Source organism: Bacillus sp. FSL M7-0558 (assembly GCF_038003245.1).
GTDB classification, from domain to species: Bacteria; Bacillota; Bacilli; order Bacillales; family Bacillaceae; genus Bacillus; species Bacillus pumilus.
In genome coordinates this window covers 1,212,615-1,226,004 of record NZ_JBBOOU010000001.1, presented here as the reverse complement: position 1 = coordinate 1,226,004, position 13,390 = coordinate 1,212,615, and the positions used below count along the sequence as shown (strand labels likewise).

Below are 13,390 nucleotides of genomic sequence, written 5' to 3'. Positions count from 1 at the left end.
CCTTCCACTAAATTCCCTTATATTGCATTTGTTACCACATACAGTAATTCACAAAGCACCGAAAACCAACTAAAAAAATAAAAAGAGCTCCTTCAAAGGAGCAATGTAAAAAATAGATTATACATAGGTTGTCAGATAACCTTTTCTTTAGCTGATACTTAATTTGTTATTCTCTTTGAGCTGTAATAAGAATATAGCTCTATGCTCGTTACTATGAACTGATGAACTATTTTGGTGGCTGATTTTCTTCTAATAATTTTATAATTTTTTCATTAGATTGTTTTATATTCTTTAAAATCGACACAATGTTTCCTGTAAATCCAATCAATATGATTAACAATATAATGATAATCCACATAAAATTGCCCCCTAAGGTTGAATTAACGTTCTAATTGAAGAATAGCCTCTAAAATTAACTTCCTCAAATTTAGCACTATTATCAAAAGGTGCAGGAAAAGCAATAATTTGAAAATTATTTTCCTTTTTAACTTTTGGCAATTTTATTTTATAAACATTTGTTTTTTCATTCTCTACAGATACATACATCACATGTTTCCCACTAAATTTTTGTTGATCGTTTTCCGAGAAAGCCACTAAAGCATAATTCATTTTTTCTTTACCGTCATTATACAATTGGAGATAGACAGGCATTTGACTTTTGAAAGTATATAGAACCTTATTTGACATTTTTCCTGAAGCCATGAAAATTTCTTCTCCAGTTAATTCATCCGTTTTATATGTGGGGTGAAGTTCACTTCCAAACTTAATAGATGAAGCTTTTTTTGTAATGTAGCGCATAATATAGTTTTCTTGTAAGCCAGTGGCTATTTCTATATCATTGTCTTTTAAATGATACTTTGCCTCAGGAACGATAATAAACGCGATTTCTCCAACATCTTTTGGTAATGTGGCTTTAATTGGTAATGTGATCACCTGATCTTTAGTCATCTCAAATGTGTATGATTTAGATGGCTTATGATTATCTGCAGAGAATTCTATTTGTTTAAAATTTGCTAGTAAGAGTAACGTGTACTTTCTATCTGCATCTATGTAATGTGAGAAGGAAAGAACTTTGTTAATTTGGTTATTTTTAATGAAACCGATATCTAGTGTATCAAGCAATTTCCCTTCAGGTTCATACATACCATATGAAACGGTATCTGTTCCTGGACCAGTAACATCCATCATTTCATCATTATACTCTTTATCACTAGAGACTTTTTCTTGTCTGAGAAATAAAATAAGTGTCACTAGTAACACTATGAAAATTGTTATGAATAAAATTGTTCTATGTCTCATCACTAATATTATATTTTAAAAGTCTTTTGGCGACTAACAGTTTTATAACCACTATCTTTATATAATGAGTTTCCTATCGCTTTACCTTTACATCCCCAACCCCCACTTACACCACCGGCAGCATTTGCTCCAGCATAATTAGATTTCTTTGCAGAATCGGTTTTGCTTTTAGAAAGTCCTCCATCTCCTCCATATAGTCGAGATTTCGCTTCAATATAATCAATTTTCCCCTTTGACTTCGCTGTAGTTAACATGCTGTATTTACATTGAAATATCTCACCAATCGCTCCACCAGTTTTTCTTAGTTTCCAATTAGTAACATAGTCAGATTTAGCCGATTTTTTGTTAATTGAATGCGATACAGAATCCCTTGCAGAATCCTCTGCAATCGTTATCCATTCATTTTTATTTTTATCAACATTTGTTGCTGAAACAGTTGCTGGGAATATCGTTCCAGCTAAAAGTATTGAAGAAAGTAATAATGTATTGCTTTTTTTCATAATTTAAACCACCTTTAGTCAATTTTTAGTAAAATATATACTGATAGTACAATATAACGGTATGAAGTTTCAGCGAGTATTAAGTTTTGTATATTTGACAAATAACTGTTATTCTTTATTTAGAGTCTACCCCACCCTTCTTACTGAAAGGAAAGATTATTCTTAATTCCGTAGTTCATCACCTATAATATTTGATAAAAAACATATATAACAAACACTCAGAATCGTAACAATCAAGTTTACAGGCATACTCTTTAAGACAGTTTAAACTAGAATTCCCCACACCTCCTACTCACTTCCATTAAATTACCTTATATTACATTTATTATCACATAAAGGGATTTATAAAGCACCGCAAAAAAACCGCAATAAAGAACTTCCGAGAAACATAACTTGATTGCTATTTTGCACACCAATAACCTTTAGCACAAGTACTTGTACATTCATCACAAAACAAAAAGGCAGACTCATTTCAGTCTGCCTTCATCTTCTAGATTCCCATGAGCATACCTTTTGTCTTCAGGTAATTTGCATTGAATCATTTAACCACTCGTCACAATGTTCAATAAGCCACCTCAAATATTCCACATATTGACCGACGTGATAGCCATCACAAACAGCATGATGTACTTGTATGGCGACGGGCAGGATGATTTTTTCTTCTTTCGTCTTAAATTGACCTAACGTAAATATTGGCAGTAAATAAGTTTCGTCTGTAGATACATTAAGGTTAAAAGAAGTAAAATCAATCCACGGTAGACTTGAAATATTGAACATGTTTTCTGGCATAGGAGATTTCGGAAACAGCTTGCTGCTTTTGCTAAATGTTTCAATGTCGGCTACACAGCTTTTATAAAACTGAGCAAAGTTTTCGTCATAAGGCGTCCAAATACTTGAAAATGTCTTTGTTTCTTTATTTAGAATCGTATAACTAGGATGGAGAATCTTCCAGTAACCAAGTTCATCGTTTACTTGATCCATCCGAAACTCAGGAATTTTTTGCACAGCTCTTGCTAACAAATAAATTTGCACAGGATATACTTTTAGCTTTTTTTCTTTTAATATTGCATGCAATTTCGTGATGTCTAGATTGATCACCAAGCTATATGAGCATCGGGTTAACGTCATATAATGGTGAAAGTGCTCTTTTCGCGGATAATTTTCGTCTATTTGTTTAAACATTTTTATCTCCTCCTGAATGTGATTTACTGTATTCAGGAGGAGACTTTATCTGTTTTCACCACCACAATCATCCTTTCAAGAGATATGTCATGTTTCTGTCCATTCAAAGTCTACCATGAGCTTTGCCTACGTTAAAGCCTGCAGCAACTCTTCGTAAGTTATCTTGCCCAACGTGAATTTTTCTAGTGCTATATATGTATTCTCCGTTGAGGTATTCATTCACTAACTCATGTTCATTTGGCAATGGTTCATGTATATGTTCTTTTTTTCGAAATGCTTCATAATATCTTATACCAAATATTCTCTGAGACATCGCATTGATGTGAATTCCGTCTGGGTTAGATGCAAGGCCTTTCGCAGTAACATAATAACAATTTTCATGATGATGTGCATATTTTTGTAGTTCCTCATTCATCAGTTGATATTCCACACATCCTGCGCCAAATGCTCTCTTTCCCAAGAAATCGCCCAAACCTACTATCACAAGCGGAATGTTAGGTACAGATAATTCAGTTCTTAGTCCATTAAATAATCTTAGTATTTTTTCATAGTATTCATTGTATTTCCCATCTTGGCTGTCACTTTCTCCTTGATGCCATAATATCCCTACCAATTCGCTACTTTCCTTCGCAAATTTAGCTTCACTTATTGCATGACGAAATAATGATCCATCCAGCGACCACTCATCAATAGAACTACAACCCTCTGCACATGGAATAAGGTCAATCTTCTCTCCTTCATGATCCTTACACCAAGCCTCCGCAAAGGAAGCAGCTAGTCCTACGCCAGCTACCGGCCTATCATAATGAATGGGTTCAGTCATCATTTGCCATCTACCATTTCGCAGCATCATGATTCTTTCATGATAAATCGGAGGCACTTCATGTTTGAAGCCGCGCCCCGCCATATTTGATTGTCCAATTAGTAAAAGTGACTTCATATCTTTCTCCTCTCGACTAAATATTTTATCCAATGTGTATTCACTTGAACGTTATCATTTTATCCTTCCTCTTTTTTCTCAAATTTCAACAGCCTCTTGCAATTTCCTTTTCATTTTAATATTTGTCTATTTTTGTCGAAAGGATAGTAAAAAGGAATTACTTATTGTAAGATCCTTATGCTTCTATAAATCAGGAGGATCTACTATGAAGAAATATTTCGTCTTATTTTTTACTTGTTTATTATTGTTAACAGCTTGTAGCAGTGCAGCATCTACTAAAAAACAGCTCACCACAGACAACATCATTGAAGCTTTCAAAAGTGCTGGGCTTGAAGCAGAAAAACCAACTGATCTTAAATAAAAAGAGTTTGGAAATATAAGAGAAGAAGGAAAAAGGATTCTCATTCCTTCTTTAGGCGAAAATGCTGGTGGGAGGATTTTTAAATTTGGAAATGAAACTGATTTAGATCAGGCTAAGTCTTATTACAATGAGTTGGGTAATGCTGGATCTATGTTCTTCTCTCACACCTATTCAAAAGGGAACTTCCTGTTACAAATGAACGGAGAAATGAAGGATTCTGAGTTTGAAAAATATAAGAAAGTGATGGATGAGGAAATAAAATAATTTCTTATTTCTTTTTTAAAAGGGGGTAAACCAATGTCATCATACTGGCTGCTGACAGCTTCTGAATAGGAGTTGCTCTTTTGAAAATTATGGATCAAAGATTCGTCAGTGTATATTCTCAGGTGATGATTGTATATCTGACTATTAAAGAAACTAATGTAGGGATTTTACTATTGCTGTTTTTCTATTTTAGTTTTTTGAAAATCACAAATTGATATACTCCAAATAATACGGTTAGAATGATGATTGCAGTAAATATTTGATCGACTGGAAGCAAGAAATATACGACAATAAAAGATAAAAGCAAAACAAAATAACCTATATTGAATGCTTTTTTAAATGTCATCATATTACCTCCTTTTTACAATCATATCACGTTTTACCTATCTCCATAACCAACTTTTTCCTATCAAAACACAAAAAAACCTCATCCTACAAATGCCAGGGGTTTTACTTCATTTATTTTTTCAATACTTTTGCTTATGAAGTCACTTTCATGTTGCAATGAAAATGTTTCTGCGTTAATATGTATTATCACTTTTGAAAGGATGTGAGGAGATGAATGATTTTGTGACTTTCCTTCTTCTTACCTTATTTGTCGTTGCTTCTCCTGGGGTTGATTTTGCGTTAATTACTAAAAGAACCATCGGAACAGGAAAATCTGATGGAATGAAGATGGCATTAGGTCTTACATCTGGAGCTCTCATTCATACACTTGCGGCAGCATTTGGACTTTCTTTAATTTTAATGAAATCTGCCTTAGCGTTTGAAATTATCAAGTATTTAGGGGCCATTTATCTTATATATCTAGGGGTGTCTTCTTTCATCCATAAGAAAAAGAAAGACGATACACTCTTTCATGAAGTTGAAGTACCAAAACAATCTGCTTTTAAACAAGGTTTAATTTCAAATACTCTAAACCCAAAGGTTGCTATATTCTTTTTAACGTTTTTACCACAATTTGTTACACCAAAGTTCAATACTAGTCTTCAATTTGTCATTATGGGCTCTATTTATGCTCTATTATCTATATTGTGGTTTACGACGATCGTATTTCTGCTTGGCTACATCAGAAAATTCCTATTATCAACAAAAGTGCAAATGACCATTGACAAATTAACAGGTCTAGTTTTAGTAGGTTTTGGTGTAAAACTATTATTTACAAATCCAAAGCATTAAATTTTGACTACTAGTAGAGTTACACCATTTAAAACATAAAAAACAAAAAACCCTTGCTAGGCAAGGGTTTCAACGATGATTCCGACTGGGCTCGAACCAGCGACCTCTCCCCTGTCAAGGTGAATGATCTCATCCAAAACAAACAGATGTTCTCTGAAAAAGACTGATTTAACAAGGCTCTATGATGGGCCTTTCTGATAGAAAATGTGTGTTCCTGAACAAAACTGAAAGGGTTGGTCCCCAATCCGTCCCCATAAAAAACCAGACCATGGAGGGTCTGTTTTAATTTTGCCTATACGTTTTGAGAAGTTGTGTTTCGATCAGCTGCAATCACCGTAAGAACAATCATCGTAAACCCTTCTTAAGAGTCATACAAACAATCCCCTCTCTGAATTTTGAGTTGTGTTTCTAATACCTTTTGATAAGCAGCCGTAGCTTCTTCAAATCGACCTCGTTTCCCATACTCATCTGCAAATACTATATAGCATGCTTCAGCATAAGCGAATAGCTGTTTCTGCGCTAAATACTGAAACACCTCGGCAAGCTACTCCTCATTTATATTATTAACCTAAATCGCTTCTAAGATTTTAATAAAGCTTGTTAGGGGCTTCCTCACATGCCCATCAACTTAAGAATTTAGATTTTCGTTTTTGGGGTAGTTTTATTTTCTTAGCTTGATTGCGATGAGCGTTACCCCATAAAGGCCCCTGATACATAATTGATGTTCTGCCATTTGTAGAAAACAACCCACTTAAACCATTTTAACAAGAAGAAATATCTCGTCCATGTTGTCATATTGGCTTATGTTAAGCTTGTGAAATAATCATATTGATGTATAATACAATTGATGTATGATGCACGAATTGTAGGAGGGTGACCTTTTTGAAAAGAGATGATGCCTTAAAACTAAGAACAGATATTAAGAAAATGATTATTATAACTGGAGTTTTTGAATCTCAAAATTTGCCAAATGGACCATTTGAAAAACCTCTACCAACTTCTCAAATGATGGCGTTAGAGGAACTAGAGGTGGAAAGATTAACTGTTTGGCAACTATCCAATAAACTTAGATTAGATACTTCAACTGTAAGTAGATTGGTAGATAAGTTAGTAAAAACGGGGCTTGTTTATCGTGAAGTAAATGAAAAAAATAGAAGAGAACTTTTTCTGCACCTCACAGAAAAAGGTCACATTACTGTTAATCGCTTAAGAGAACAATCCCTTACATTTTATCAACGTATCCTCAATAATTTATCAGAATCAGAACAAAAAATAGTTGTGGATGGTTTTGAATTATTTATTGATTCTATTTCTAAGTCTTTTGATTAGAGTGAGGTAAATCATAACCTTTGGAGGATAAAATGAGTTTGGATTTTGAACGTCCTATCATTGAACTAAAAGAGAAATTTGATGAATTAAAGAAAATGATGAAAGAAAATAATGTAGATTTATCGTCAGAAATTCATTTATTAGAAAAACGTTTAAATAAAATGCAAGATGAAATTTATTCTAATCTTACACCTTTTCAACGAGTTCAAATTGCAAGGCTACGTAACCGGCCCACGACATTGGATTATATACCTTTATTGTTTACAAACTTTTTCGAACTTCATGGTGATCGATTATATGGTGATGATAAAGCAATGATAGGTGGTATTGCAAAATTTAAAGAGATGCCCGTTACGGTTATTGGTCATCAAAGAGGTAGAAGTACAAAGGAAAATATAGAAAGAAATTTTGGAATGTCACATCCAGAAGGATATAGAAAAGCGTTAAGACTTATGAAACAAGCTGATAAATTTAATCGCCCTATTATTACATTTATTGATACAATAGGCGCCTATCCAGGGAAAGGATCTGAAGAACGTGGAATTTCTGAAGCGATAGCTCGAAATCTTTTGGAAATGGCTACGCTTAAGGTCCCAATTGTTTGTATTGTAATTGGAGAGGCATCAAGTGGTGGAGCTCTTGGCATTAGTGTCGGTAACCATATCCATATGTTAGAGTATTCATGGTACTCGGTAATTTCGCCAGAAGGAGCAGCATCTATCCTATGGAAGGATGCTAAGTATGCTCCAGAAGCTGCTGAACATATGAAAATTTCAGCAAAAGATTTAAAACATTTAGGAATTATTGATGAAATCATTGCTGAAATTAAAGGTGGAGCACAAAATGATATAAAATCACAGGCAAAAATGATTGAATCTGTGATCGAATCATCTCTAAAAAAATTGAGACCATTATCCTCGGAAGAGCTTATACAACAGCGATATGAAAAGTATAGACAAATAGAGAATTATAAATGAAAATATTTAAAGTCCGTATTACATTTAGGAGGATTCTCGCAAAAAATTCTAAATATTTTGTAAGTAACTTAAGCTGGATTTGCTGATACTATTAAAAGATGTGTGATCGGTACAAAAAGGGATTTTTTTCATCTATACTTTTTCTGAAGGTCTTCAAATCGTCCTCATAAAAAAACAGACCATGCAGGGTCTGTTTTCATTTTGCCTATATGTTTTGAGATTCTCCATCTCTCAGTCGCCGAGCCATATCTAAGGCAAAATAAGTCAAGATGCCATCGCATCCGGCGCGTTTGAACGACATTAATGATTCTTCAATTACAACATTTGCATCAAGCCAACCATTCTGAATAGCTGCCATCAACATTGAATATTCTCCACTGAAGAAAGAATTTTGTCCATCCCTTACCTAATTTCCATAAAACACCTATATCTTATATTTATTATCACATCCAGCGATGTACAAAGCACCGAAAAAAAAAGCTCCTGTAAAAGAGCCTTGTGATAGTTATGAAACTTATTTATAAAAATACATCATTGAAAATTATTTATAATTGTACTTAATGCTTTCTTTAGTACAACCTTATCATCATTTGACAAGTTTTGAAGCGCTGTCTTGTTCAGCTCAATTGTTGCTGCTTCAACTTGATCTCTAATGACTAAAGATTTTTGAGTAGCCTCTACTAAAATATTTCTTCGATTGTTTGGATCTATTGTGCGTTCAATTAAGTCAGCTTTTTGCATTTTATCTAAAATTCCAGAAATTGTTGAGGCTTCTAAATACACAAGTTCTCCAATTTGTTTAGGAGATAGCTGGCCCTCTCTCCACAAACAGTTCAACACACCATATTGAGCGGGTGTCAAATCACATTCCTCTAAAAGCTTACTAAAGTACTTAAACACTTTATTTTGACTAACACTTAGTAAAAAATTTATGCACTCTGATAATTCCATTTTATCTCCCCCACATTGACTTTACCTATAATATCATGGTAGTTTTTTAATTGAAATACTTTTGCACCAGAAATGTTTTGTCGTAATATATTTTCAGAGAGGAAGATAAACAATGGATTCATTTAAAGCGATTCTAGTTACAGAAAAAAATGATCAAGTTAGTTATGATCTTCAAAATGTAAGTGTTAATGATTTATCTGAAGGAGAAGTATTGATTAAACTAGCATATTCTTCAATCAATTATAAAGATATGCTGGCTGTTCAAAAAAATGGAGGTGTTATTCGTCACTATCCAATGATTCCTGGAATCGATTTAAGTGGAACGATCGTTCATACAACAGACAATCGTTTCGTAGAGGGTCAGCAAGTTATTGTAACAGGTTTCGCTATGGGTATGAGCCATACTGGAGGTTTTTCTGAATATGCTAGAGTACCTGCAGATTGGATTGTTCCTTTGCCAAATAACTTAACTTTAAAAGAAGCAATGATTTTTGGAACAGCAGGCTTTACCGCAGCTCTTTCTATTATGGCTTTACAGGAAAATGGTATGAGTACGAAAAATCAACCTAATATACTCGTTACGGGGTCAACTGGTGGAGTTGGTAGCATTGCTATACAATTATTATCTAAAATTCGGTACAAACATATTTTTGCTTTAGTGCGTAAAGATAATCAAGTTGATATAGCAAAATCTTTAGGAGCAACTGATGTCATTTTTGCAAACGAGTTAGGAGAGCTAAAAAAACCATTAAACAAGCAAAAATTTGACTTCGTCTTAGATACTGTAGGAGGAGATGTGGCTTCTGTGATCATTCCTCAAATTTCTTATGGTGGAAGCATGAGCATGTGCGGGAATGCAGGCGGAATTAAATTAACAACAACTGTGTTACCTTTTATTTTAAGAGGGATCAACCTTCTAGGAATCGATTCTGTAAATGTACCAATCAATAAACGCAAAGTCATTTGGAACGAGATAGCAAACGAATGGAATATCTCCCAAACGACCCTAGTCAATGAGATTACTCTCGATACATTACCTGAAAAAATTGAAGCCATTAAAAATGGTCAACATTTAGGAAGAACCATTATTAAATATTAAGATAAACGAACTTTATTTATTTAAATTACACCAGACAAATATTGAATGTATTGATGCAGATACCCCATCCCAAACAGGTGGGGGTACATATGTATGTGTATTCACCATAAAAGTTCCTATTTAATGCTTTTCGAAAGCGATTTTCCGACCCGTAAATGCTATCTACAACTAGCCCATGTATCAACTGAAATCGTTTGATCGCATTTACAATTTTTTGTCCATTGTAGCTCAATGGTCTAAAAAACAAACATTAAAAAACATTCTATTCCATGATTTAAACCATACAAAAATGGTCACGCTCCTTATATCGACTCGTGATGAGAGCATGAATACTATTCAAAAAAGAGCGGGACATGCTAGTGCTAAAACAACCTCAAATATTTATAGTCATGTTACAAACAAATTAGAATTTAACACTGCAGAACACTTTAATCGTTTTGATCCTAAAAATACTGAGGAACAATCTGGCGGATAAAGTTCGTCCCCAATCAAAAGAAATAGAACAAATATTCGTTATCCTAAAAACAAAAAACCCTTGTTACGCAAGGGTTTCAACGATGATTCTACGGATAAAGAATCTCTGATCTTCATGTTCATACTCTCCTTGCCGAATAAGCACCACCTTACGCTATTCGCTTAAATAGATTTTGCAATGATGATTACTCTCCGAGAGGATGCCAAGTACAGTTCATCATCATAAAATGAAAAACTGTCCTTGATACGTCTGCCGCAGACCAACTGCTATCCAGCTCAGAATGTCCCTCTCTTATGGCCAAATTCCTCATCACCTTTGTTCCGTATCCAGATACGCCATTGATAAGGGAAAAGCGCGTCTCCCAATAAAAAAAGCGAACACCAATCAAGGCACTTAAAATGCTCAATGATCAGCGCCGGCAGGTTCTTCCTTCTGGACAAAATATTCACGTTCGTTTTGCTTGTCTCTATCATACGATGATCCACTTAGGAAAAAAGGTCCCCTTTTTATCCCCCATTTTATCGTTTTTCCCTTGTATAAATTTAAATTTTTTTCATTTCCGCAACGGCCCTTACATAATTCTCCTCATTTAATATGATGTGTTGATTACATTTTTTTTAGGAGTGAGTTCAAATGAGCAATAGGCGATGTTGTCGTTGTGGAGAATGGTTAGATGTTTGTTGTTGTATAAAGACAGTTGGTGTTCCTGGAAGGCGTGGACCAGCAGGAAAACCAGGTAGACGAGGTGCTACTGGTCCTACTGGCCCCCCTGGTGCTACTGGCGCCACAGGTCCTACTGGCCCTTCTGGTGCTACTGGCGCCACAGGTCCTACTGGCCCTTCTGGTGCTACTGGCGCCACAGGTCCTACTGGCCCTTCTGGTGCTACTGGCGCTACCGGTCCTACTGGCCCTTCTGGTGCTACTGGCGCCACAGGTCCTACCGGTCCTTCAGGTGCTACTGGCGCCACCGGTCCTTCTGGTGCTACTGGAGCTACTGGTCCTACCGGCGCTACGGGGGCTACTGGAGCTACTGGTCCTACCGGCGCTACGGGGGCTACTGGAGCTACTGGTCCTACCGGAGAAGCCTGCTGTCCATGTACAAATCTTTTAACTAACCCTGGGTTTGATTTATCAGATACTGGGGAACCACCAGCATCATGGACATCTGCTACTGCTACTGTAGTTGATTTCCCAGATGCTCATAGTGGTCGTTTTGTCGGAAGTCCCACAACACCGACCATACAATCGGTTAGTATTCTAGGTTTAGACCCTAACCCACCAGTTGGGACAGTAGCAACTCCTGGCTTTATCAACCAAATTGTTCCTGTTTCAGAAGGCTGCTGCTTTACTCTTACGTTTGCAGGTGATGTGCGAGCACAAGGTGTATTAGTTGCATCGGTTTCCTTCCCACCACAAACATGCCCACCATTAATCACTAATACGGGTACTGCTGAAGGAACAGTGACAACTAACCCAATATTTACAGAGGGTATTCCGCATATTATAGCGGTATCTAACCAACCTCAAAGTGTCTTTCAAAATTATTCATTAACAGTTTGTGCACCACCAGGAGCGACTACCGCATGTATTACTTTTCAAAATATTGGTGATCCGTCTGAAGGTAGTCAGGCCCTAGTCGACAATGTTGTCTTTAAAAATGCAGGTGGCCCATGCGATACGTGTGTTCAAAACTTCTAATATTAAAGAGTTGGCAAAGGCATGTGAGTAAATATGGCTAGGAACTGCGGATGCGGAAGAAGAGTTTATAAAGAAGGAGATTTCATTGTTAAAACAAGCTGCCCTGAAATCACTTTAGAAATTATCCAAAAGGAAGATTTGTGTTTTCAAGTTAAAGGAAAAGTATCATGCAATACACTTCCTTTACAACATGTTAATGTAAATTTATCAAGTTCATCTGAAAGTATTTTAGAACCTCAAATATCTACTACTGATAAAGATGGAGGTTTTTCATCAGAATTAAATTTATTAAAGAAATCAACAAAAGAAGTTAAAATCACAGCAACTGTAATTTCTAATAAATCACCTGTAACTAAGTCCATCACCATCAACCCTTAAAGAGACTCATAAAAAGAACGCTAAATTCTTACAAAAAGAGGGGTTAATTTTACATTGACCCCTACTTTCTTAGATCCTTTATTCTTCAAGTAACTAAATGATTCCAAGGGCTGTGGAAAGATTAAATGTAGCTTGCTTTTTTAATTTATAGTATCAATCCTTCTTTAACCCCAATTCTTGGCATACCTCTAAATCTTTAACCAGGCATGACGTGAGATACTTTTTCTCGATTATATTGTAATCAAGTTCATCAAGACTGTTCTTCAATGCTCGTTCAATCTGACGTAATTTAAAGCCCATTTATTGCTTCTTGAGGCTGGTGAGAGCATTAATGCTATTCAGAAAAGAGCGGGATATGCTAGTGCTAAAACAACATGAGATATTTATGGTCATGCTACATATAAATTAGAATTTAACAACGCAGAACACTTAAATCGTTCTGATCCTAAAAATACTGAGAAACAATCTGGTGGATAAAGTTCGGCCCTCATTCGTCCCCAATCAAAAGAAACAGAACGAATATTCGTTGTCAAAAAAAACAAAAAAACCCTTGCTACGCAAGAGTTTCAACGATGATTCCGACTGGGCTCGAACCAGCGACCTCTACCCTGTCAAGGTAGCGCTCTCCCAGCTGAGCTACGGAATCGGGTTATGTATCAGTTCTGGGCTTTCTGTTACTGACAGTCTCTATTATATAACCATAATTTTAAGTCGTCAATGGTTTTGTTCAAAAAAGGTCAAAAAGCCGGCGGCCATGC

General features: G+C 35.5%; 12 protein-coding genes, 1 tRNA gene and 3 pseudogenes. 7 read left to right on the top strand and 9 right to left on the bottom strand.

The window, feature by feature from the left end; genetic code table 11:
- Positions 1-369: 369 nt before the first annotated feature.
- The 4 genes and pseudogenes from MHB79_RS05995 to MHB79_RS05980 all read right to left on the bottom strand — a co-directional run bounded on the left by MHB79_RS05995 (position 370) and on the right by MHB79_RS05980 (position 3,921).
- Complete coding sequence (locus MHB79_RS05995) at positions 370-1,251, bottom strand: hypothetical protein (RefSeq protein WP_340989298.1); 882 nt, start codon at positions 1,249-1,251, stop codon at positions 370-372.
- A 56-nt stretch (positions 1,252-1,307) separates the two neighbouring features.
- A complete protein-coding gene (locus MHB79_RS05990) occupies positions 1,308-1,799 on the bottom strand; it encodes a hypothetical protein (protein WP_340989296.1) in 492 nt (163 codons plus the stop codon).
- A gap of 519 nt (positions 1,800-2,318) precedes the next feature.
- Positions 2,319-2,981, bottom strand: a complete 663-nt coding sequence (gene catA, locus MHB79_RS05985; RefSeq protein ID WP_111912340.1) for a type A chloramphenicol O-acetyltransferase — start codon at positions 2,979-2,981, stop codon at positions 2,319-2,321.
- A gap of 126 nt (positions 2,982-3,107) precedes the next feature.
- Positions 3,108-3,921 (bottom strand): annotated as a pseudogene (locus tag MHB79_RS05980) (sialate O-acetylesterase).
- Positions 3,922-4,126: 205 nt separating this feature from the next.
- On the opposite strand from MHB79_RS05980, the pseudogene MHB79_RS05975 reads away from it, so the two are divergent.
- Positions 4,127-4,546, top strand: a pseudogene (locus MHB79_RS05975) (stress protein).
- A 184-nt stretch (positions 4,547-4,730) separates the two neighbouring features.
- On the opposite strand, the gene MHB79_RS05970 reads toward MHB79_RS05975, so the two are convergent.
- Positions 4,731-4,892 carry a hypothetical protein gene (locus tag MHB79_RS05970; protein WP_165840223.1) on the bottom strand — a complete coding sequence of 54 codons (162 nt, stop codon included), beginning with the start codon at positions 4,890-4,892 and terminating at the stop codon, positions 4,731-4,733.
- Between the two features lie 212 nt (positions 4,893-5,104).
- Here MHB79_RS05970 and MHB79_RS05965 point away from each other — a divergent pair, with 212 nt between their 5' ends.
- The gene (locus MHB79_RS05965) at positions 5,105-5,725 is read left to right on the top strand and encodes a LysE family translocator (protein WP_106032362.1); all 621 of its coding nucleotides are present in this window, start codon (positions 5,105-5,107) and stop codon (positions 5,723-5,725) included.
- 361 nt (positions 5,726-6,086) lie between these two features.
- Here MHB79_RS05965 and MHB79_RS05960 read toward each other — a convergent pair whose 3' ends face one another.
- On the bottom strand, positions 6,087-6,260 hold the full coding sequence (locus tag MHB79_RS05960) for a hypothetical protein (protein WP_165840222.1): 174 nt from the start codon (positions 6,258-6,260) through the stop codon (positions 6,087-6,089).
- A 347-nt stretch (positions 6,261-6,607) separates the two neighbouring features.
- Here MHB79_RS05960 and MHB79_RS05955 point away from each other — a divergent pair, with 347 nt between their 5' ends.
- Together MHB79_RS05955 and MHB79_RS05950 are read left to right on the top strand one after the other, a co-directional pair.
- Entirely contained in the window at positions 6,608-7,054 is a 447-nt protein-coding gene (locus MHB79_RS05955) for a MarR family winged helix-turn-helix transcriptional regulator (RefSeq protein ID WP_226805037.1), read from the top strand.
- A gap of 32 nt (positions 7,055-7,086) precedes the next feature.
- Entirely contained in the window at positions 7,087-8,031 is a 945-nt protein-coding gene (locus tag MHB79_RS05950; protein WP_003211522.1) for an acetyl-CoA carboxylase carboxyltransferase subunit alpha, read from the top strand.
- 205 nt (positions 8,032-8,236) lie between these two features.
- On the opposite strand, the pseudogene MHB79_RS05945 reads toward MHB79_RS05950, so the two are convergent.
- Positions 8,237-8,398, bottom strand: a pseudogene (locus tag MHB79_RS05945) (porphobilinogen synthase); the annotation flags it as partial.
- A 164-nt stretch (positions 8,399-8,562) separates the two neighbouring features.
- The gene (locus MHB79_RS05940; protein ID WP_003212015.1) at positions 8,563-8,982 is read right to left on the bottom strand and encodes a MarR family winged helix-turn-helix transcriptional regulator; all 420 of its coding nucleotides are present in this window, start codon (positions 8,980-8,982) and stop codon (positions 8,563-8,565) included.
- A 112-nt stretch (positions 8,983-9,094) separates the two neighbouring features.
- Between MHB79_RS05940 and MHB79_RS05935 the strand changes: the two genes are divergently transcribed.
- The 3 genes from MHB79_RS05935 to MHB79_RS05925 all read left to right on the top strand — a co-directional run bounded on the left by MHB79_RS05935 (position 9,095) and on the right by MHB79_RS05925 (position 12,632).
- Positions 9,095-10,081, top strand: coding sequence for a YhdH/YhfP family quinone oxidoreductase (locus tag MHB79_RS05935; RefSeq protein ID WP_340989291.1), 987 nt, complete (start codon positions 9,095-9,097; stop codon positions 10,079-10,081).
- A gap of 1,108 nt (positions 10,082-11,189) precedes the next feature.
- Entirely contained in the window at positions 11,190-12,254 is a 1,065-nt protein-coding gene (locus MHB79_RS05930; RefSeq protein WP_340989289.1) for a collagen-like protein, read from the top strand.
- A 33-nt stretch (positions 12,255-12,287) separates the two neighbouring features.
- The gene (locus MHB79_RS05925) at positions 12,288-12,632 is read left to right on the top strand and encodes a hypothetical protein (RefSeq protein WP_155114457.1); all 345 of its coding nucleotides are present in this window, start codon (positions 12,288-12,290) and stop codon (positions 12,630-12,632) included.
- A 573-nt stretch (positions 12,633-13,205) separates the two neighbouring features.
- Here the strand turns inward: MHB79_RS05925 and MHB79_RS05920 are convergent.
- Positions 13,206-13,278 (bottom strand) — tRNA-Val (locus tag MHB79_RS05920).
- Positions 13,279-13,390: the final 112 nt, after the last annotated feature.

Coding starts and splice junctions, on each gene's coding strand:
- MHB79_RS05990 (WP_340989296.1), bottom strand. CDS start 1,799: ATGAAAAAAAGCAATACATTATTACTTTCTTCAATACTTTTAGCTGGA.
- catA (WP_111912340.1), bottom strand. CDS start 2,981: ATGTTTAAACAAATAGACGAAAATTATCCGCGAAAAGAGCACTTTCAC.
- MHB79_RS05970 (WP_165840223.1), bottom strand. CDS start 4,892: ATGACATTTAAAAAAGCATTCAATATAGGTTATTTTGTTTTGCTTTTA.
- MHB79_RS05965 (WP_106032362.1), top strand. CDS start 5,105: ATGAATGATTTTGTGACTTTCCTTCTTCTTACCTTATTTGTCGTTGCT.
- MHB79_RS05950 (WP_003211522.1), top strand. CDS start 7,087: ATGAGTTTGGATTTTGAACGTCCTATCATTGAACTAAAAGAGAAATTT.
- MHB79_RS05940 (WP_003212015.1), bottom strand. CDS start 8,982: ATGGAATTATCAGAGTGCATAAATTTTTTACTAAGTGTTAGTCAAAAT.
- MHB79_RS05935 (WP_340989291.1), top strand. CDS start 9,095: ATGGATTCATTTAAAGCGATTCTAGTTACAGAAAAAAATGATCAAGTT.
- MHB79_RS05930 (WP_340989289.1), top strand. CDS start 11,190: ATGAGCAATAGGCGATGTTGTCGTTGTGGAGAATGGTTAGATGTTTGT.
- MHB79_RS05925 (WP_155114457.1), top strand. CDS start 12,288: ATGGCTAGGAACTGCGGATGCGGAAGAAGAGTTTATAAAGAAGGAGAT.